Raw genomic sequence first — 19601 nt, forward strand, 5'->3', positions numbered from 1 at the left:
GCGGACGTGGGTGCGACCGCCGATACGTCTGCGCGCGCGGGCGCATATTTTGTGAGGCGGGAAGCTTCTGCTGCGCGGAGCAGCGAAGCTTCCCGTCCTCGATGGCTGCTCAGATCGTATAGCCGAGGGTGAACCCGAACGTTCGCGGCGGGCTGATCGAACCGGAGATCGGCGAACCAAAGTCCACCGTGTTCACGAGACCACCGGTCTTGGTGATCTTGTTGGTGAGATTGCGCCCGAAGATCGTGGCGCTCACATGGCCGTCATCGCTTGTCCAGGTCAGGAAGGCATTGAACTTCGTGTTTCGCGCCTGGCCGACGCTGTCGATGTTGAAGGCGGTGAAATAGACCCGCGACCGGTAGTTGAGTTCACCCCGGATCCTGATCTCGCCGCCCGGACCTGCAAAGCCATACTGGGCGCCTGCGGTCAGCGTGACGTCGGGCGCCTGGACGAGCCTATGTCCTTCCAGGTCCTGCAGCCCGAGGTTCGGATCGGCGGGATCCACCGAGGAGAAGTCGCGATATTCCGAGTGCATGACGGACAGGGCCCCGTCGAGCTGGAAGCCGGTAAAGGGAAGGAATGTGACTTCCGCCTCGCCGCCGTAGATGATTGCAGCGCCGGCATTCTCCGTGACGACATTGTTGTTGACCACCTTGGCCAGCTGCAAGTTGGAGTAGTCGTAGTAGAAGCCGGCGAGATTAGCCCGCAGCCGGCGATCGGCGGTCGTCAGCTTGAGCCCCGCTTCATAGGCCCAGATGTTCTCGGGCTTGAAGGCGGGGACATTGAGTCCAAGGTTGTAGCCGCCGCTCTTGAAACCGCGGGAAACGGTTGCGTAGAGCAGGGCATCGTCGTTGAGCTTGAATTCCAGGCCCGCCTTGGGCGTCACGACATTGTCGGTGACAGCATCGGAGCGCGGGAAGCCGGGGAAGGGAAGGAGCGGCGCGTTGGGCGCATAATCGCGATCATTGTCGAGCTGGAAGACATCGGTGATCGAGTGCGTCTCGTGGTTGTAGCGCGCGCCGAGGATGACCTTGAACGCGTCGCTGAGCGCCAGGTCGAGCTGGCCGAAGACGGCGGTGGCCTTGGTGCCGAGATGCCCCTCCACCTTGAAGCCGTTGACGTAGCGGTCCGGGCCGCCATTGAGGATCAGGTTGGAAGGCACCTGCGCGGAGCCCACCACCTTCTCGTCGAAATAATAGCCGCCGATAAGCCAATTGCTGTTGCCGAACGATCCCGAGAGCTGGAGCTCCTGGCTGTACTGGTGGGCCTTCTCGGCAAAGATGAACTGCGACAGCGGCAGTTCGGTCATGTCGATATCGGTGACGTCGCGAAACTGCGAGTGGCGATAGGCGCTGATCGACTTGAGGGTCACGGGACCGAGATCCCAGGTCACGGCACCGGCGAAGCCATAGAGCTCACGCCGGTTGGTGGGATCGAAATCCGAGTTCAGGTTGCGGAGCTTCGAGGGCGCCGTGCCGCCGAGTACCCCGGCGCGGAGCTGGATGTCGGGCGAATATTGCCCGAAATAGTGGATGCCATAGGCGTGGTCATTCTCGCGATAGAAGTCGGCCGAGAGATCGGTCGTGAGATTGTCGGCAGGCTTGATGCGTACCGAGGCCCGGGCGCCGCGCTGGTTGGCGTCGTCGATGTCGTTGCCGGTATATTCGTTCTTGCCGTAGCCGCCGCGATTGTTCGACATGACGGCAAGGCGCGCCGTGACATCGTCGGACAGGCTGCCGCTGACAGCCGATTCCACTGCCACGCGGCCATAATTGCCAACGGTCAGGTTGGCATAGCCGCTGAGCGCTTCGGTCGGCGCCTTTGAAATGACGTTGATCGAACCACCGGTTGCGTTGCGGCCGTAGAGCGTGCCCTGCGGCCCGCGCAGCACCTCGACGCGGTCGACATCGAAGAAGGTGCCAAGCTGTGCGGATGGGCGACTGACATACACGCCATCGAGGTGATAGGCGATGCGGCCTTCGGAGCCCGGATCGGGAAGATCGAAGCCGATGCCACGGATCGCGATCCGCGCGGCGCCGCCATAGGTGCCGAAGTTGATGCTGGGGGTGACCGCGACAAGCTGGTCTACGCCATTCACCTGACGTTCGCGCAGGGTATCGCCGCCAACAGCCGTGATGGCGAGCGGAATATCCTGCACATTCTCCGCGCGCTTCTGGGCGGTGACGACGATCTCTCCAATCGTGCCGTCCTTCGCCGCAGCGGGCGAGTCGCCGGTCCCTGCGGCCGCCCCGGCCTGCGCCAATGCCAGTGCCGGCCAGCAGCTCGCGGCCAGGAGCAGCCCGCACCTGATCATCCTGTTCATCGGATTTCCCCTCCTCGGTTGCATCGCGGGTGCTTTGCCCGCGCCCCGTGGGAGCTCGGGTTTGGACCAGAGCTTTTATTCCCTCTATGAGGAATAAAAGCTCTTTATGGCGGCGTCAAGCCATCCTTCTTCTCGCGCCTCGCGATGAGATGCAGTCCAACGGGAGGGTCGGTGCGAAGGGGGAAAGCCCGCTTCTCCGGGTGAGCGTCCTCAGCGAATTTGCGGTTCCTGCTGGGCTTTTGCGCATCGGCTCGAGCGCGAGGGCAGCAGAGGCATCACCGCGCTAGATTACTTGCTGCCCCGGTCCGAGCGGCGGATAAACGCTATGGGACTATCCGGCCGGTGCAAATGCCAAGGCCGATAGAGACATAACCGTCGGCGATGGCGCATCCTGCCAGCGTAACCTCATCGCCATCATGCAGGAACCGCCGCTCCTCGCCGGTGGGAAGCGTGATTGGGTCTGCGCCTCCCCGCGTCAGTTCGATCAGGCTTCCGCAGGAGCTTCGATCGGGCCCGGAGATGGTCCCGGTTCCCAGCAGGTCGCCCGGTCGGAGGTTGCACCCGTTGGAACTGTGGTGCGCCACCATCTGCGCGGCGGTCCAATAGAGGTTGGATGCGCAGACGCGTGTGATGCAAAGCGGGGGATGACCAAGATCGCGCATCAGCGCCGACGAAAGAAAGGCTTCGAGCTGGATGCGAAAGGCGCCGCGCGATTGGTCACGCTCATGGTGGAGATGGGGTAGCGGTGGTGGGTCCTGAGGCCCTCTCGCCGGTTGGGCCATTCGGAACGGCGCCAGCGCCTCTGCCGTGACAACCCACGGCGAGACGCTCGTATGGAAGCTCTTGGCGAGGAAGGGACCGAGCGGCTGATATTCCCAGACCTGGAGATCGCGCGCCGACCAGTCGTTGAGCAGGCTCAGACCAGCGATCTGATCGCCTGCCCGATCGATCGGGATGGGTACGCCCAGATCGTTGCCTTGCGCGATCCACAGTCCGAGTTCGAGTTCGAAGTCGAGCCGGTCTGATGGCGCGAAAAGCGGGGATGAAGCGCCGCCGGGTCGATGCTGGCCTGACGGTCGACGTACTTGCTGCCCCGACACACGGACGGACGAGGCGCGCCCATGATAGGCGATCGGCATCCACTTGTAGTTCGGCAGCAGCGGATTGTCTGGACGCAACTGCCTTCCCACGCTCCTCGCGTGATGGATGCCGGCATAGAAGTCGGTATAATCGCCGGGCGCGAAAGGCAGATGCGGATCGCATGAGGCCGCATCGTGAAGAAATGGCTCCACTTCGCAGCGCTTCTCCGCGGAGGACAGCAGGTGAGACAGGCTGCGCCGCAAGAACCGGCGATCGGCGGGGCTTCGGCTAAGCAAAGCATTGAGCGTCGAGTGCCCGAGCGCATCTGTGAACGGCGCGGGTAGCAGGTGAGCAACACCCGCCAGATCGAGGATCCGATCCCCGATGGCTACGCCGGGGCCCGCTGACTTATCGGCCGTGGAGAAGATCCCCAGGGGCAAATTCTGGATCGGGAAGTCGGGATGGGAGACGGCTGACGAGACCCATGTCGATCGCATTGGATCATGTGTTTCGTCCAGCGTGCCCGCTAACCCGATCTCCTGACCCGGCTCCGGCATGAGCGGACGCTCTCCCATCCCGCACTTCACCTTATCCGACGTTGGCTAGCCACACGGCCGTATTGGTCGGGATCAGGTCCCAGGACCGTGCCTCCCATCCTTCGTCCGCCCGGTCGATGTCCGCGACAAGCTCCATTGCGCCGCCTGCGGGACTGTCGAAGTACCAGAAGTAGCCGGAGGACACGCGATGGCGCCCGGGTCCCATTCGGCTTTTCCAGCCGTTTGCCAGCATCGCCTGCCCGCCGAGCATGAGCTCGTTGAAGCCATTTACGTGGAAGGAGAGATGGTGCAGCCCCTTCTCCTCACGCTGACTGATGAAAAGATGATGGTGTTCTCCTCCGCCCGGCGCCCTCAGGAATATCCCCTTGCGGTCATTGAACCTGTCCGTGACCTGGAAGCCCAGCCGCTGGATGTAGAACTCGGCCGCCCGCTCTACATCCGGCGAGAACAGCACGATATGGGCGATCGACTGCGGGGCAACTGGTGCATCGAAGTCGACCCTGCTGTTGACCGGTCGTCCGGTCGCGGCGCCGAAAACGTTGCACAGGATCGGCTCTACCGTCAGCGGCTGCCGTCTTGAGGGACGGAAGGCGATGCCATAGCCATCGTCATCGACGGTGCGCAGTTCGCCATCTTCGCCTAGCCGAATGTTGCGATCACCCAGGGCATTCTTGATCGATTCAAGGTCGCTTGTGCCTTCGACACCCCAGATGATCTCGCGGATGGTGGGTCCCGAGCATACCGCAACAGGGAGCGAGGGGTCATGCATGTCGACCAGGATCGCCTCCGTCCCGTTTAAAGCCTGGTACGCCTTGCCGCTCCCGCGCTCCCCAGCATCCGCAAGGCCGAAGTCGCGGACGAACTTGGTGGCAGCTGCTAGGTCCGACACGCCCAGTATCGCCGCGTCTACCCCGATGATTGCCATGGTAACCCTTACTTGAAAGAGCGGCTCGCGCCTGCGCAGGCCGGATTGTCCCTGTTAAAGCTGCTTCCATCGCGCTTACCGGCCGTCGATGAGGACGAACGCCACTCGCGCGATATCGTCGGTGCGGTTTTCCCACGCGTGGTTGGTTCCGCGCTGAATGAGGATGTCACCGGGATGAAGATCGGTTTCGCCATCATCCATGACCGCGGTGATCGTGCCGGATAAGACGATCGCGTAATCGACCGAGCGCGTGATGTGCATGCCGGGGTTGGGGTGGGACGCGTCATGGACGCAGTCCTTGAACAGCGTCTGGAGCGAAGCTGACGCCTGCCGGCGGCGTTCTTCCGGGTCGTTGGAGATGGGCGGGAAATCGATGACGCGCAGGATCGTGCCGTCCGCTGGCGGCTGAGCGCCGGAATGCTCCTGGATCGTATCGGCGGCATCGATGGCGGTCGGCGTGCCGACAGTTCGCCAGACATTGACATTGCGATAGCCGGGACGGCCCGGGGGCGTCATTTCGACCAGCGACGAATGCTCCTCCTGAATGTAGGAACGACCGTCCGGTTTATTGGCGGTGACCACCCGGCGAACCGGCGGAAGGGGTGCAGGTAGCATTGATATTCTCCAGTGCAGGAGGTCGGCCGATCGCCGCAGGCTGGGCGATGACGGCCTCGATCCGAATTGAATCGGTCCCGCGAGCAAAGTCTGCTGCGGCAGATTTCAGCTGCTCGTCAGGATGCGCTGGTCCGACAGGTCACTCGCGCCGCAGGAGTCGATCAGCGATCCGCCGCGCCATTCGACCACCGGTAGCGCGGCCAGCTTGTTGACGATGTGGAACATTGTCGGGAGTTGCTCCCAGCGGGACGGGACGAACTCAACCTTGCCAGAGCCTCGCAGAACGCGGTCATAATGGACCTGCGCCCCCGCGGACGCTGGAGTCAGGATCATTTGCTCCACCTCGGTTTCACCCTTGGTCGAAACCTTGGGAAGGAAGCGGTGATGCAGCAATCCGGCATGATCGGGCGGCGGTGGAGGCGGAGGATCGCCGGGGCTCAGGTCCTCGAGCGTCAGGTTGAGGAAGACATGGCCGTCCCAGACCGCCCGATAGTGCGCCTGATGTTCGAAGACGCGCGGCGGCGGTAGCTCGCAATAGATCTTCGCCCATCCGATCTCCTCGCGTCCACTGAGGATCGGTTCGGGCATATTCTCCCACAGGACGGCGAGAAACGTGCCGTTGAGTTGTTCGGCGTCCCCCACGAAGCGGACCGGGTACTTAACGCCAAGCATGGAGTATCCGCGTCCGGCAAGCCAAGCCAACTCTCGCAATTGCGTATGTTCGACGGTCACTACGGGCTCGCCGACGGGCTCGCAGCCTGGTGGAAGTAGTCCGCGCAGCGCCTCGGTTTCAGTCAGGAAGCTGACGGTAGCGGTCGTCCTCGGCGTTCTCGACATATCGAACTTGCCCCCGTCGGGCCCTTGTCGGGGGCCAGCAGTGGGCCCGAACACAAGCGGCATGCGATGGCGGCCATGATAAGTAGACAGCGTCAAGGCGCGGTTCCTTCCCTAGTGATCTGACTGTCTGTTTTATTTCCCTCCATAGGGAATAAGGATCGAGTAGCAGTCCGCTCGTTGAAGCGCAAGAGGCGCCCTGCTCCTTGCGACAACGTGCAAGGCGCTCCTTGCCCCGCGCGGCCGCAGGTCAGCCATCGGGGCCGTTACGCCGCCCCGGATGGACAACTCATGGCGGAGAAGGTTGAGTACGAAGGACGGGCCCCGCCAGGGTGCTACGACCACGCGCCGCGGGGTGTTCGACCGGATTTGGTCAAGGCCGATGACCACCAACACGGTCGAGCTGGGCACCTCGGCGCCGGCTTTGGCTAGCCTAGCGAGAAATCCCCAGCTGCCCTTGCCGCGTACCGGGCACTGGATGAAGAAGGAGGTTGGCAAGGAACCGCCGACGCCTGAATATCGCGTGGACTCAGGACTCGGCGCGCAGCACTATCTACTCCCGGTTCCTAAAACTTCCCGCGCGCCGAAGCGGCCGCCGCCGCGATACCAAGTGAAGAGCCACGCCTTAGCGATACAGAGAAGTCCCGCCGACCGGCTCAAGGTGCACCTAGAACTTCTGCGTAGGAAATCCGCTAAATTGGGATGAACTGCACCTACCTAGTCCGGTGGTCGTCGATCCGTTTGCCTTATACGTATAATTGTGCTCACCACTTTCTCTGTTAACGACGTGCTTGTTTACATCATTCGTCGAAAATGAGGACGTGTCCTGTAGAGTTATTATAAATGGATTAACGTCCTTGATTTTACTTGTTTGCCGGCACTCTCCTTCGCAATAGCGCATACTATCTAGATTGACGCGGTATATAAGTGAATATGCGCCTTCGAGCGCACCCTCCGCACCCTTTTCAGGCACGATACGTTGGGTGCCGGAGCAAATGAGATTGAAGGCGACTGCTGTTACTAGCCAAAACATTGGACATCCTTTCTAACAAATAGTTCGCCTCTCCGACATCGATTGGGTCTGTTCCTGGCAGTCGATCCGAAGAGCCCCCGAGTGGTGCACGCTAGATATCGAGGAGGATATCGCAGCGTCTTAGGCGCCGCGACCCGTGATCTGCCAGGGCAAACCAGGCTCCTTGATCATCTCGCGGCCGCATGTCGTGCAATGGCTGATGAAATACCCCTTTTCCCAATGGCTGGCCTTCAGGTCGGCGGTATGCCTGCCAAGGAGTTTGTGGAAGATCATGACGCGTCCCGCGGCTGCCAGCAGCCCCTCCCATTGCTGCGGGCCTCTGTGGAATCGGCGGTCGGTCGGCTCCGGTCTTCGGCCGATCCGAGCGCGGATCGGAACGCGCTCATTCCCCTGCGAAGGTGTTCGACTTCATGAGGGCTAGACATAGCATCTCCTACCAGCGGGAGCGCCAAGTCTCTCAGTCGCCACCATGCTGAGCTGGACTGACGATGCATCGGATATGGGGTACTTCTGTTCCAGCGCTAGGGGGAAGCCTAAAAACGACTGTTCTCACACGGGCCGGCCGAAAGCCGCGAGTCGGGGCACGCCCCCCCCAAAAGGAGTGGTCGGGCTTGAGTACTAGTGCATCGCCGTCTTCGCCGCCATGGCACAACAGCGGTGAAACGGAGCGGAAGCGGACGCCGACCGGGGTGCCCCCGCTTCTGGAGCCGGCCGCCAATCGACGAGGCTGCCGTGTGAAAAGGGTGGCATTGTGATGGTGGCGCGGGGCTTCGATCAGCCCCTCGGCCTCGACGGAGCTGCAGACGATCTCGCTAGTCAGTAGCTCATGGCGCAACGGGCCCTTGACGCTCTCGTTATATCCGTTCTCCCAACGGCAAGCCTGCCGTATAATAATGCGTCCTCGCAACCGGGCTGCCACAGCCAGGCCGCACGGCGGCCGCGATACACTCCCTGCCATTGGCCGACCGGATGTGCGCGGGTGGGCCGCGGTCGATGAACAGCGAGCCCAGCCAGCACATCCTCGCGATCAAGCTGACCGCGACGCGGAGCGTCAGCCACCCACGGCTTGCCTCGTCGATGTTGACGAGAATGCGGAACTAGGCCTTCGTGAATGCGCCTCCAGGAAGTCGCCCGAAGGTCCCCCGATATCCTGGCCGTAGCCGGCTGCAGGCCATCGTCGACCACTGCCGGCTGCGTTTCGACTGCCACTGCGGAACCTGCAGCCCCTCGCAGCCCCAGATTCGCTCGGCCCGCTCATGAGCCGTCGATGGGCCGGCGGAGTGCGCCAGCGCCGTCACGCGGCGAGAGCGGTAGTGCCCATATTGGCCGGCTTAGGTAATAATATCCTCAGTCAGCGCCTCGTCCTCATCCCGACGCCGCGGTGCGTTGGGCTGCGTCGATCGATGCTGGCGGCTCGCGGCATAGCGGCCGCTCGGACCAAGATGGCAGTGCGCAGCGAGCACGAGTCGCATCCTACGCTGCCGGCACAGGCGGGAACCGGAGCCCGGCTAGGCCATATCAGAAACGCGAAGGGATCAAACCCGGGTCCTACGCGAATACTTGATCGTTCATACAGCGCCCGAAGCCCGTCCGGGTGATCCACACAGGGCTGGGGCCTAAAGTGCGCGAGAAGCCGTCCAGTTTAGATCCGGCCGCGCGCCAGGTGCATAGCCATAGCTCTTGATATCGGCAATCTCGCGATCGGCACTTTCTCCCTCCCCGAAGGATTACCGCGACCGATACCGTGTTCCGTACCAGCACGTTTAGCGGCGCCGTTTAGCCCCGGCGAGGTTGTGATCGGTGGGGTGGGAGCGATGGAAATCAGCGCGGTTGAAGAGATCGAGGTATTTACGCGAACTGATCGTCGCGGTCGCACGACAAGCGTGTCGTTGTACCGCCTGGCAACGCGCTGCCGCCATCCTTACGGAGTGATCATCCAGTCTGATGGCGGGCATGAGATCGACTGGTATCACGAGAGCGAGCAACGCGCCCGCGCACAGTTCCAGCGGGAGAGAAGCGTTTACCGGACGCACCGGCGCATCTCTTAGTAGCCATCTAACGGAGCCACGTTACGCCGATCTCTCACGCGATGCTCAGATCAGTGGTGGCGTTAACCAAATTTTATCCGCGAATCGATACTTCCTAAAGGCATAGAGAGCGAGCCAAGTTGAGGCGGCCACTGGCTACATTTTGAGCCGCAGAAGCAATCGAGCAGTAGAACCGGTCGGCAAGCCGCCCGGAGACATGCGCCTTCGCAACGTCGTGGACGTCCAGGCGATAGTAGGCAACGTCTGCCGGGAAGGTCCGGCCGTGTTCGCCCCTCGTTAACGGCAAACCGCCAGCGATGGCGGGACGCAAACCCTCCGGCCTCGGCCGCGCCGAGGTAGCGGGGCTACCGAATAGGGCCAGATCATGCCAACCCTGCTGCGTGGTGTCTTGCAACGTTATGCTGTTGTCCGCCGCGTTATAGCGGCGACCCTGATGTCGGCATTGGCGCTTCCTTTTCTTACCGCCGCAATCGGCGCACCGACGACCCTCGAAGACCGCTTGCTGCTTGCCCATAATGTCGCGCGCCGGCAGCTTGGCCTCGGCCCGCTGGTCTGGGACGCGGCGCTCGCCGCGGACGCCGCGGTCTGGAGCCGGCATCTTGCCCGGGTGGGCTATCTCGTCCACTCGCCGAGCGATCCTCGCGATCCCGATCCACAGGGCGAGAACCTGTGGGCCGGCACCAAGGGTTATTACTCGCCCGAACAGATGGTCGGCCTCTGGCTCAGTGAGCGGCGAAACTACGTGGGCGGCATTTTTCCCAATGTCAGCCGCACCGGCGACCTGGAAGACGTCGGCCACTACACGCAGATGGTGTGGCGATCCTCAACGACCGTCGGGTGCGCGGTAGTCAGTGGCGAACATGACCAGTTCCTCACTTGCCGCTATGCCGAGGGCGGCAATGTCATCGGCGAACAGGTGTTCTGAAATTCTCACATCGGAGAGGTCAGCGAGGTTTTTCGAAGGGAATTGCGAGCAGGAAACGCACGTTCTGAAGACGGGCGATCAAGACCTGCGATCTGTCCGATCCCTTCGGCTGAGGAAGATGGAGATTTGCGGCCGACAGAAGGACGTCTCCATCCATCTTGTCGAGACGGGCGAGAAGATTCAGGCTGCCTGCGACCTCATCAACGACCGCTATGCCTGGCGCGGCTACGGCTCTAGCCATCACATCCCCGATGACGCCCATCACGTGACCTTCACCGCCGAGGGTTGAGGACGAGGTCGTCGGCACCATCACGCTCGCGGTCGACTCGCCGCAGGGGCTGGCCGTCGACCGGGCCTTCAGAGACGAGGTGGATGGCCTTCGTGATCTGCCCGGCGTCAAGCTGTGCGAGTTGACCAAGTTCGCCTTCGATCCCGACGTGCAGTCGAAGGAGCTGATGGCCGCCTTGTTCCACATCGTGTTCGTCTACGGCCACCGCACCCATGGCTGCACCGACCTGCTGATCGAGGTAAACCCGCGCCACGTCCGCTTCTACGAGGCGATGCTCGGCTTCCGGCGCGTCGGCGCCGTGAAGATGAACGACGGTGTGGCCGCTCCGGCCCAACTCATGTGGCTCAAGGTAGCGGCGATCAGGGAGCAGATTAACCACTTCGCGAACCGTCCAGATCATTTGGCTTCGCGCTCGCTCTACCCGTTCTTTTTCTCGCCAGCCGACGAGGCCGGTATCTATCGGCGCCTCACGCAAGCCGGCACGCCGGCCGTAGCCGAGGCAACCCGCCGCGATCGGGATGACGTAGAGCCGGTGCCGAGCAGTGGCCTGCGCCGCAGGCAGGAGCCTACCACTTCCCGGCGATCGTCGGACCAGCCCGAAGCGGCGATCCTTCTGACTGCCTGAGGCAGAACGGGGCACGTAATCCCCGGGCTGAAACGAAAGCCGGCCCACCAGCATGGTTCACCTTGCTACCGCCGATCTCCGTCCAAATCGTCCCACGCGCCCTGGGTGGCTGCGGCCTCGGGCAAGCCGATCCGGGCTCTTCCTCAGGCCGGTTAACATAAAAATGAAGCGCCTGCTGTCACTACGACGCCCTAGCGAGGCGTGACCGAACGTGACGATCGGACCAGCTTGAGGCATACTGCCAAGCGAACGCTTGAGATTCGCTCACGTCGGAGCGATTGCTCGGTTGCATGGGAGAGGCGTCATGCTGCGCTATGTCATTGTCCTCGCTCTGCTCATTACCGCACCTGCTGCGGCGCATCATGGCTGGAGCAGCTATGATGAAAGCAAGTCACTTACCGTAACTGGAACACTCACCCAGGTGAATTGGACTAACCCCCACGGCACGGCGCAAATGACCTGGAATAAGGAACTGTGGACCATTGTGCTCGCGCCCACGCAACGCATGGATGCACGAGGCCTTACCCAGGCAATGATCGCTCCTGGCCAGCGGGTCATACTCACTGGATACGCACGACGGGACGGAACCCGCGAGATGCGGATCGAGCGCATCACTGCCGGCGGGAAGACGGTCGAGCTACGCTGAGTGACATGGCTGACTGATGCAGCGTCGTGGCTCGAGGCTGCTGGTGTAAGAGCGTGGGCGGGCGGAGACCGTTACGCCTGGATCAACACGCTGCACCTCCTGGGCTTGGTGATGCTGATTGGCGGCATCGGTGTCGTTGATCTCCGGCTGGCGGGCGCATGGTCTGCCCTGCCAGCCAAGGAACTGTCGCGCGCCCTCACGCCGGTGGCTGTCGCGGGGCTGCTACTGATGGCGGCCACTGGTGTCCTGCTCTTTGCCGCAGATGGGAGGACCTTGGCCACCTCTCGGGTCTTCCACGCCAAGCTTATTCTCATAGCCTTGGCGCTCGGTAACGCCATCACGTTCAGGGTGCTCTGGCGAGACTCTGCAAATACCGGGCTCATCACGCGCTTGATGGCCGCGACCTCGCTCTTGCTGTGGCTGGCCGTCGGTTCATGCGGGCGCATGATCGCATATAGCTGAGCTCGTTCAGTAAAGTAGTCAGACGGGACGCGGCTGGCGCGCTACGATGAGCGCGAGACACTTCCGGCTGGCCTCGTCGATATGATGGTGAGGATGGGGAACTAAGCCCATCCTGGGCGCGCCCCTCAACGAAGTCATACGCCCAGACGTGCCCAGGATATTCCGGCCGACACCGGATGCATGATCCGTCGTTGAGCCACTGCGGACCCCGTTTCCGCCAACGCTGGGGCACCTTCAACCCCTCCCAGCGCCAGATCCGTTCGACGCGTTTGTGGTTCACCGTCCAACCGGCATCGCGCAGCAAAGCGGTTACCGGCTATAGCCATAACGCCCGTGCTGCTTCGCCAATGGCGGTGATGTCGTCGGCCAGCCGCTGCTCGTCGTCCGCCCCACGCGGCACCTTACGATGTGTCGGTCGATGTTGTCCGAGAAGACGGCATATTCGCCGCTCGGACACCGGCAGCTCGCGCCGCAGATGATCGATACATCGACGTCGCCGCGCCGGGCCCAGAAGTTCCCCGTGCGGCTTCCTGCAAGATCAGCTCGTCGGGTGTCAGATCCGAGATCGCCCGGCGGAACCGCAGGTTCTCCTTCTCCGAATCCTTCGTTCGGCAAGCCTGGTCGGTCTACAGCCCGCCATATTCCTTGCGCCACCGATAGTAGGTCTGCTCGCTGACCGCGATCCGCCGGCGCGCCTCGGCACTGAGCGGCTGGCGCCACAACTACAACCGTGTGCGAGCGCATAGCTGGGGCTGACGCTTGCCGATGCTGCCAGGCGGGTTGTGCAACACCGCCCGCATGAGCACGAGGACAGCTCCGGACTTCAGCTATGACTGAGGAGAAACGGGCAGCACGTCACGCGGGGAAATCACCTGGCGCGCTTCCCAGGCGCGGCATGATTTCAGCCATGTGGGCATAGAGAGCCGACAAAAAAGAAAGGCATCAACCCTTGATGGCGGGCTGAGCCTGAGGCGCGCCCTTCAGAGAGGGATTGGAGGCGTTTTGCTTTGGAGCCTCTGCCTTCTTTGGCTTGCGCGCTTCGCGGTTACCGCGTTGTTGGCCCTTGGCCATATCCAAATTATCCTCGAATTAATCTCGTTAGAATGGTGAGCGCAGCTCTTCAACGTCCAAAGAGTGACAGGATCGGACGACCGCGTGTCGCGTTGTGGACGCTGCCGAGCTGGGCGTGCATTAACCTTTCGGTTTCAGCCGTCTGCTCGGGGGCAGCGGGAGCTCGTAACTTGAGGCGGGCGAAACGGGTGTGGCGGACAGGCGGCATCGATAGAAGCTCCGCGTCAGAGCGGGAGCATGAGGACTCTCAGTCGCGGGCAAGCTCGGAACGGACGGCGCGATAGCCGCTATATGGGGACGGCGGCACTGGCATTCCAGCCCCACGCTGCGAATGCAAAGAGTTCACCCGCATCCTTGCGCTCGGCACGATCCGCCACGACATTGTTCGGCGCGGCTATCTGTCGGGGGATTGCTCCGGGCGGAGGGCTTCCGCCGTGGCGAGGAGACAGCCGCATGCGATGCTTGAACGATGCCCTCAGCCACCGGCCACACCTGCGGTACAGCCCCCCGCCCGCCCCCCGGCCTGATGGCCAGGGCGGCCCGAGTGGAGACCGGCTGTCCGAGCGTCCGGGGCTCAACTCCAATCCGGAACCGCGCAGAAGACCGCCCCCGTCGACAGCGGTCGCTTCCGAGCGTCGCGGAACACCGCCACGATCTCAGTCAGTTTCGACGGAAGTGGGGCGGCCATCGAGGGAATTATCGGCACGGGCGTGATGCACTGAGCGGTGGCTGCGGAAGGAAACGCATTGGCAATCTCGCATCTTCTCTACGTCCTGTTTCTGGCCGGTGTTGGGATCATGGTGTTGATGACGGCGTGGCTGCCGATGGTACTCCGAAAGGCCCCCCTATCTCTCCCGATCCTGTGCGTTGGCGCGGGTGCCGCCCTATTCGCCCTGCCGCCACTCAGGCCCTTCGCCGTCCACCCGCTGCAATCTCCCGTTGCGGTGGAGCGGTTGAGCGAACTTGTCGTCATCGTCTCGCTCATGGGCGCGGGTCTCAAGATCGATCGGATGATCGGATTGCGCAGCTGGGCGCTGACTTGGCGGCTGCTTGGGCTCGCGATGCCGATTACCATGCTCATCGTTGCAGGCCTGGCGTCCGTGCTGATGGGGTGGGGTATAGCCGCGGCACTACTGCTGGCCGCAGTGCTCGCGCCGACCGACCCCGTGCTCGCCAGCGACGTTCAGGTAGACGGTCCCGGCGAGGGCAGCGAAGACGAGGCGCGTTTTGCACTGACCTCAGAAGCCGGCCTCAACGACGGTTTCGCATTCCCCTTCGTCCACCTGGCCGTCATCCTTAGCGCCGCCTCATTCGGGAGCGGCGACCTGCTATCGTGGTTCGGGCGAGATCTCTTGTGGAAGACATTTCTGGGGATTGCCGCGGGTTACGCCATTGGACGCGGCCTGGGGTATCTGACCTTCCACCTGCCGATGCGCGCGAACCTGTCGCGCACGGGCGATGGCTTCGTTGCGCTGGCGGCAACGCTGCTCACCTATGGCGCTGTCGAGACGTTGGGCGGCTTCGGCTTCCTGGCCGTCTTTGTATCGGCGCTGGCGCTCCGCAATGCCAGTCGCGACCATGATTATCACGACCGGCTGCATGGGTTTGCCGAGGAGGCGGAGCGGCTGCTGATGATGTTGCTGTTGGTGCTATTCGGCGGCATTGCCGCATTCGGGGGCCTTCTCGCGCCTTTCGACTGGTCGATGCTGCTGTTCGTTGTGGCAGTCCTGGTAGTGGCCCGCCCCGTCGCGGGCTTGCTCAGCCTTGTCGGATCAAAGCTCCCATGGCGCGAGCAATTGGTAATTTCGTTTTTCGGCATCCGCGGAATAGGCTCGATCTATTATCTCGCCTTTGCACTTAATCATGGTTCGTTCGCCGATCCCTATAGGCTTTGGGCGATCGTCAGCGGGGTGGTGCTTGCGTCCATCGTCCTGCATGGCGTGACCGTCACCCCGGCGCTGCTCGTGCTTGACCGATGGCAGCGGCGCCGGAGCCAGTCTTCGTCCGTCTCGAACGGCGTGTGATCGACCCTCGGCACGCCACGCGTGCGAGTAGCCGGGAAATTGAGCTGCCCCCGTCTGAATGGTCCACCGGCTATGGCAGTCCGGGTCAAGGAGGGTTCGACGAATGCCAGCGAAGAAGAACAAGCCGGAAGAGATCATCGGCAAACTGCATGAGGTGGAGATCGTGCTGGGCCAGGGCGGCACGACCGCCGACGGAACGGGTGATCCGGATTATGAACGACGCGGACAAATGCCTTACCGCGCGCCAGCCTGAGCTGACGGGGTCCGCCGCCGCGATCCGTTACGCCGTATCGCCATTGAGCGCGATCATAGTGCCGTCCGGGAGCGTCCCAGTCATCATCTCGCCGGGCGCGGGTGATCAGCGCCACGTCAGGCCTGTTCCGCGCGGCATCGGGACAAGGAAGATGCTGACCGAGGCTGCGAGTCTCGCCGTCGCTGGCGCCAGCCAGCCGGGACGGCGGTGCCAAGATGGCACCACCCGCTCATGCTCATCGTCATTCGCCGCCTCCGCCGAGCGCGGCCGCGGAAAGCGGCGATCTGCTTCTGCGGGATGCCCTCGATCCTGCGGCGACGCAGGATCCCTTCGGTGCGCGGGCCGAGCGCCCAGATCGTCTCATCGATGCTGCGCAGCTCCTCCCCGGGCGATCAGCACGCACTCGGCGTCCGGTTTGCTGTCCGGCAACCAATGCCGGCTCGTCGGCGCGCTCAACGGCACCGGCAAGCTCCGTAAAGGACCATGGTCATGACGCGGATCCAATGTCGAGTGGGGGCAGGCGACGATGCGCTATGCGACCATGTTGTTCGCCGGATCGATGGCCGCTGCCGCCCACCTGACGTCAGGTTTGGCAAAAAAGCGACCCGGGTGAGATGTGTAGCCCCCCCCCCGCCCCCCGCGCGCGGAACCAAGACGCGCGCGCTTGCTGGCACCCGGCATCCCGGACCCGTCGTGCCTGATCCACCCATTTTGCCATGATCCGGATGCGGGGCTGGGGAAAGCACTACGGCCCACATGTCGTGAGGGATTACGGCAGAACGATCTGCGACCCTACACCATGTCGCATCTGGGCCAGCCAAGCACCGCAGCAGGCGGGAGGAGTAGGCTGCTTTCGCCCCTGAGCGAGGTGACCGGCCAGGACGCTCGTCTGATCGCCGCTGCACCGGAGCCCCTGGAGGCAGTCGAGAGTCTTGCGAGCATATTGACGGGAACATCCGCTTCTAGTGCAGGTGGAGCTAGCACAGGCCCACGCGTCGCCATCACCAAGCAAAACGCGCTACGTTATTATCCATCCTTGGGACCGGCCGGAGATCGCCGGGAAGGTTTGTGCTGGCCGCGTACTCCCACAGGCCCGAGGCTCCGCGCTCATTCGACGATTTCCTTATGCTGGCCCCGCCGCAGCTGCGCCCCGTTCAGCTCAAAGGCGGGAGTCGCCAGCCTCGAGTTAATGGGACCCTCTCGGTCGGCCGATCGTTGAAGTTATGAAATCACCCGAAAAACCTAAAAGGATGGGTAATGCGACATTATTTTACGATCGGAGCGGTGACAGTTTTTCTTACGCTCGCCGGGTGCAACACAGTGTCCGGCGCGGGCAAGGACGTATCCTCGGCTGGCAAGGCTGTGGAAAGAACTGCGGACGGCGCCAAGTGATATTGTCCCTAGGGCGAGAAGAACCGCCTTCCGCATGGTTGTATCGGGCGGTCTGCGACGAATATTAGTTACGGTGGCGATCTCTCTAGCGATTGCGTCCGTCGGCCTTGCGGCTTGATCGCTGAAAGTGCCTATGTCTGCCTCCGAAGCTTCAACCCGGGCTTCGGAGACCGATAGAAGGCCGCCATTCCCTTTGAAACATGAAAATTGCTGGCGATGCCGAACGCGCACGACAAATTGATCGCCAAGGTGACCTGCCCGGACTGCGGCGCGGTCCTGAAGGTGTCCTACCGTCAAATCCGGCTGTACAAGGCAGCCGGCTGCTCTTGCGGCTTCCTAATTCGCATCAACGAATCGGCGCCCATTTCCGAGGTGCAGCGTCTCCTTGACAAGGGCAGCCCGCTCAGCGGAGCGAATGACGGCTGAGGCCAGCGGATCAAAAAGGCTCCGGCCGACCCTCCTTGCGCGATGAGCGCGAAGATTCCCCTTTTTCCTAACCTGCAGGGTCCCCTTCGATCCGGGACACTCCGCGAGATGTTCGCGGCGTGGCGCGCGCTTCCTGACGGGGTGAATAGTGAAAACGCGCATATCACGATGGATTTCGAAAACATTCGCCTGCCGGGCTCCGTGGTCGATGAGAATTTTGGAACGCTGCACGCCCGCCGGATCCGACACCTGATCCGCCATCTGTGACCGCCCCGCGTGCGACTGACAGCAGCGACGTGTGGCGCCGAATGTAGCTGTTGACGTCGATGATCGTCGTGCGGGCGTCGATCTCCGCCATTATCTTGCGGACGATGTCCTTGCCGAGGCCGTTGTACGCCTCGCCGCGGTGAGAATCCGCGGCCCTTTGCTTTCGTCCGACCTTGCCTACTCGAGCAGAGCCGCGCGTTGACCGGCTGCGGGGCCTGCCGATACAGACTATTGGGGCACGGAGGCTATGGCCGGCCGACCAGCTACGGCTACTCCGGCAGATACGACTTCGGCATATGAGCGGGAATGAGAAGCGCACCGTCGCGGCGGAAGGCGCCCCCTCGACCGCTTTCAAGGACCGGCCCTTATTCTCAGACCGCGAGGCTCCCGCCATATCGTTTTGGGCCGGCTTCGACGGGCAGCGACCAGTGCCCTTTGCAGAGGAGGGTGGGTGCGCGCGTCAGCGGACATTTCCCAAGAGCGCTGCTGGGCCGTCGCGCCGGCGGGCAGCGGCATACTGGACCCTCTCGTCACCATCTCATTGGCCACTACGAGGCACCGGCCAGCCTCTTCGTCGCCCTCGTCGGCGAGCCGATCCAGAATATCGACGCTCTCTGCCGAGATCCATCATGTCCGCGCCGCGCCCGTCCATTTCGGCGGCGCCAGAGGAGTGCATGAGTATGCTGCATGTTGACGGCGCGAGGCAAGCGTGCCTCCGGACGTGAACACGCCATTTTGCGCCATCAGCTCAGCCAACCTCTGCCGATGGCATAGAGCCCCTGCGTCATGACAGCCTTTAGCTCGATGGCTAACGCATGCCGGGAGGACGGGTCTCCTCACGCAGCAAGAACAAGGAGATCGTCCGGGCTCAATCTGGACAGGTCAGATCGGTCATACCGCGTCGCTCCTTGTAATGGAGGGCGTCGGGTCACGCAGCTCCCGGCGGATGGCGGAGCGTACTATTCGGAAAGGTTCATGCCGTCGCGCTCAACCTTTTTCTCAGCTTCGCCGAGGCTCCAAGCAGGAGCGCGTACCCACGCTCGGCAGTGATATGTCTCCTTGCGCATCAGGCGCCCTGACCTCCGGATTTCGGCTAGCTCTGCCGCCCCCGTTCTCCCATCGAGCAGCAGGGCGGGAAAGCTGGTCACTGGAAGGCAGGTCCGCCGCCCCTGGTGCGCTCTGTTTAGGGAATCCGATTTTGCGCTAGCATCCAGTCGCTTCTGATATTCATCGCGCATTGAAGCGTGCGAATGACGCACACCGCTGTCCTCGGCCAGCCCACGCGCGGTGCTCGCTCCATTTACTCGTCTGCGGAGATATCCGCTTTCGTGGGATTCGGACATGGAAGCGCTCCTTGCCAGCGGCAGCGCTAGGTCTCTCAGTCGCCGCCGAACTGAGCCAAGCGATCGATAATATGAACATGGGAGCTCAGCTGCCGCCGCGCCAGGGGATGGCAAAATCCCCCGAAAGATTGCCCCCTCTAAGCGGCTGTCACCGGGCCGACCCACGCCGGATCAGGTTGACGATCCCGAGCAAAAGGACGGCTCCGCATAGCGACGCGGCGAAGGTCATGACATTGAGAGGAGCATCGTTGATATCACCTCGCGCCAGAAGCAGGCCACCGATGAACGCCCCGACGATGCCCACAATGAGGTTCAGGATAATTCCCTGCTGCCCATTTGTGCGCATGACCACGCTGGCGAGCCATCCGATGATGCCACCCACGACGAGCCACATGATAATGCCCATAGCCGATCTCCATCTAGCGAGGGTCGGCCGCAGTATGCCAACCACGTATTAATAATT

General features: G+C 62.6%; 18 protein-coding genes, 1 pseudogene and 1 riboswitch. Of the genes and pseudogenes, 11 read left to right on the plus strand and 8 right to left on the minus strand.

Annotation, left to right across the window (positions count from 1 at the left end):
• Positions 1–109: 109 nt before the first annotated feature.
• The 6 genes from KOF26_RS07180 to KOF26_RS07205 form a co-directional block, all read right to left on the minus strand.
• Positions 110–2323, minus strand: coding sequence for a TonB-dependent receptor (locus KOF26_RS07180; RefSeq protein ID WP_216322448.1), 2214 nt, complete (start codon positions 2321–2323; stop codon positions 110–112).
• A gap of 323 nt (positions 2324–2646) precedes the next feature.
• On the minus strand, positions 2647–3978 hold the full coding sequence (gene fahA, locus KOF26_RS07185; RefSeq protein WP_253201214.1) for a fumarylacetoacetase: 1332 nt from the start codon (positions 3976–3978) through the stop codon (positions 2647–2649).
• A 13-nt stretch (positions 3979–3991) separates the two neighbouring features.
• The gene (locus KOF26_RS07190) at positions 3992–4885 is read right to left on the minus strand and encodes a VOC family protein (RefSeq protein ID WP_216322451.1); all 894 of its coding nucleotides are present in this window, start codon (positions 4883–4885) and stop codon (positions 3992–3994) included.
• 75 nt (positions 4886–4960) lie between these two features.
• Positions 4961–5467, minus strand: coding sequence for a cupin domain-containing protein (locus tag KOF26_RS07195; RefSeq protein ID WP_363182015.1), 507 nt, complete (start codon positions 5465–5467; stop codon positions 4961–4963).
• A 138-nt stretch (positions 5468–5605) separates the two neighbouring features.
• On the minus strand, positions 5606–6433 hold the full coding sequence (locus KOF26_RS07200) for an acetoacetate decarboxylase family protein (protein WP_253201215.1): 828 nt from the start codon (positions 6431–6433) through the stop codon (positions 5606–5608).
• A 1054-nt stretch (positions 6434–7487) separates the two neighbouring features.
• Positions 7488–7640 (minus strand): hypothetical protein, encoded by a 153-nt coding sequence (locus tag KOF26_RS07205; RefSeq protein ID WP_216322454.1) that lies wholly within the window; start codon positions 7638–7640, stop codon positions 7488–7490.
• 1541 nt (positions 7641–9181) lie between these two features.
• On the opposite strand from KOF26_RS07205, the gene KOF26_RS07210 reads away from it, so the two are divergent.
• The 6 genes from KOF26_RS07210 to KOF26_RS07235 all read left to right on the plus strand — a co-directional run bounded on the left by KOF26_RS07210 (position 9182) and on the right by KOF26_RS07235 (position 12362).
• Positions 9182–9415 carry a hypothetical protein gene (locus tag KOF26_RS07210; protein WP_216322484.1) on the plus strand — a complete coding sequence of 78 codons (234 nt, stop codon included), beginning with the start codon at positions 9182–9184 and terminating at the stop codon, positions 9413–9415.
• Between the two features lie 271 nt (positions 9416–9686).
• Positions 9687–9767, plus strand: a riboswitch (cyclic di-GMP riboswitch).
• Between the two features lie 81 nt (positions 9768–9848).
• Positions 9849–10340, plus strand: coding sequence for a CAP domain-containing protein (locus KOF26_RS07215; protein ID WP_216322488.1), 492 nt, complete (start codon positions 9849–9851; stop codon positions 10338–10340).
• Between the two features lie 118 nt (positions 10341–10458).
• The gene (locus KOF26_RS07220) at positions 10459–10629 is read left to right on the plus strand and encodes a hypothetical protein (RefSeq protein WP_216322491.1); all 171 of its coding nucleotides are present in this window, start codon (positions 10459–10461) and stop codon (positions 10627–10629) included.
• Between the two features lie 49 nt (positions 10630–10678).
• On the plus strand, positions 10679–11254 hold the full coding sequence (locus KOF26_RS07225; protein ID WP_435876843.1) for an N-acyl amino acid synthase FeeM domain-containing protein: 576 nt from the start codon (positions 10679–10681) through the stop codon (positions 11252–11254).
• A 304-nt stretch (positions 11255–11558) separates the two neighbouring features.
• Positions 11559–11900, plus strand: coding sequence for a DUF6152 family protein (locus KOF26_RS07230; protein WP_216322498.1), 342 nt, complete (start codon positions 11559–11561; stop codon positions 11898–11900).
• Positions 11901–12362 carry a hypothetical protein gene (locus tag KOF26_RS07235; protein WP_216322500.1) on the plus strand — a complete coding sequence of 154 codons (462 nt, stop codon included), beginning with the start codon at positions 11901–11903 and terminating at the stop codon, positions 12360–12362.
• Between the two features lie 33 nt (positions 12363–12395).
• Here KOF26_RS07235 and KOF26_RS07240 read toward each other — a convergent pair.
• Positions 12396–13106: pseudogene (locus KOF26_RS07240) on the minus strand (IS3 family transposase); the annotation flags it as partial.
• Between the two features lie 1073 nt (positions 13107–14179).
• On the opposite strand from KOF26_RS07240, the gene KOF26_RS07245 reads away from it, so the two are divergent.
• The 5 genes from KOF26_RS07245 to KOF26_RS07265 all read left to right on the plus strand — a co-directional run bounded on the left by KOF26_RS07245 (position 14180) and on the right by KOF26_RS07265 (position 17795).
• Positions 14180–15457, plus strand: a complete 1278-nt coding sequence (locus KOF26_RS07245; RefSeq protein ID WP_216322503.1) for a cation:proton antiporter — start codon at positions 14180–14182, stop codon at positions 15455–15457.
• A gap of 103 nt (positions 15458–15560) precedes the next feature.
• Complete coding sequence (locus KOF26_RS07250; RefSeq protein ID WP_216323173.1) at positions 15561–15710, plus strand: hypothetical protein; 150 nt, start codon at positions 15561–15563, stop codon at positions 15708–15710.
• 1257 nt (positions 15711–16967) lie between these two features.
• Positions 16968–17102, plus strand: a complete 135-nt coding sequence (locus KOF26_RS07255; protein WP_216322506.1) for an entericidin A/B family lipoprotein — start codon at positions 16968–16970, stop codon at positions 17100–17102.
• Between the two features lie 216 nt (positions 17103–17318).
• Complete coding sequence (locus KOF26_RS07260; protein ID WP_216322509.1) at positions 17319–17528, plus strand: hypothetical protein; 210 nt, start codon at positions 17319–17321, stop codon at positions 17526–17528.
• 42 nt (positions 17529–17570) lie between these two features.
• Positions 17571–17795: a hypothetical protein gene (locus KOF26_RS07265; RefSeq protein WP_216322512.1), complete on the plus strand. Its 225-nt coding sequence runs from the start codon at positions 17571–17573 to the stop codon at positions 17793–17795.
• Positions 17796–19286: 1491 nt separating this feature from the next.
• Here the strand turns inward: KOF26_RS07265 and KOF26_RS07270 are convergent.
• Positions 19287–19544 (minus strand): GlsB/YeaQ/YmgE family stress response membrane protein, encoded by a 258-nt coding sequence (locus KOF26_RS07270; RefSeq protein WP_216322515.1) that lies wholly within the window; start codon positions 19542–19544, stop codon positions 19287–19289.
• Between the last annotated feature and the right edge of the window lie 57 nt (positions 19545–19601).

The sequence above is a fragment of the Sphingomonas quercus genome (assembly GCF_018863195.1).
In the GTDB taxonomy this organism is placed as follows: Bacteria; Pseudomonadota; Alphaproteobacteria; order Sphingomonadales; family Sphingomonadaceae; genus Solisphingomonas; species Solisphingomonas quercus.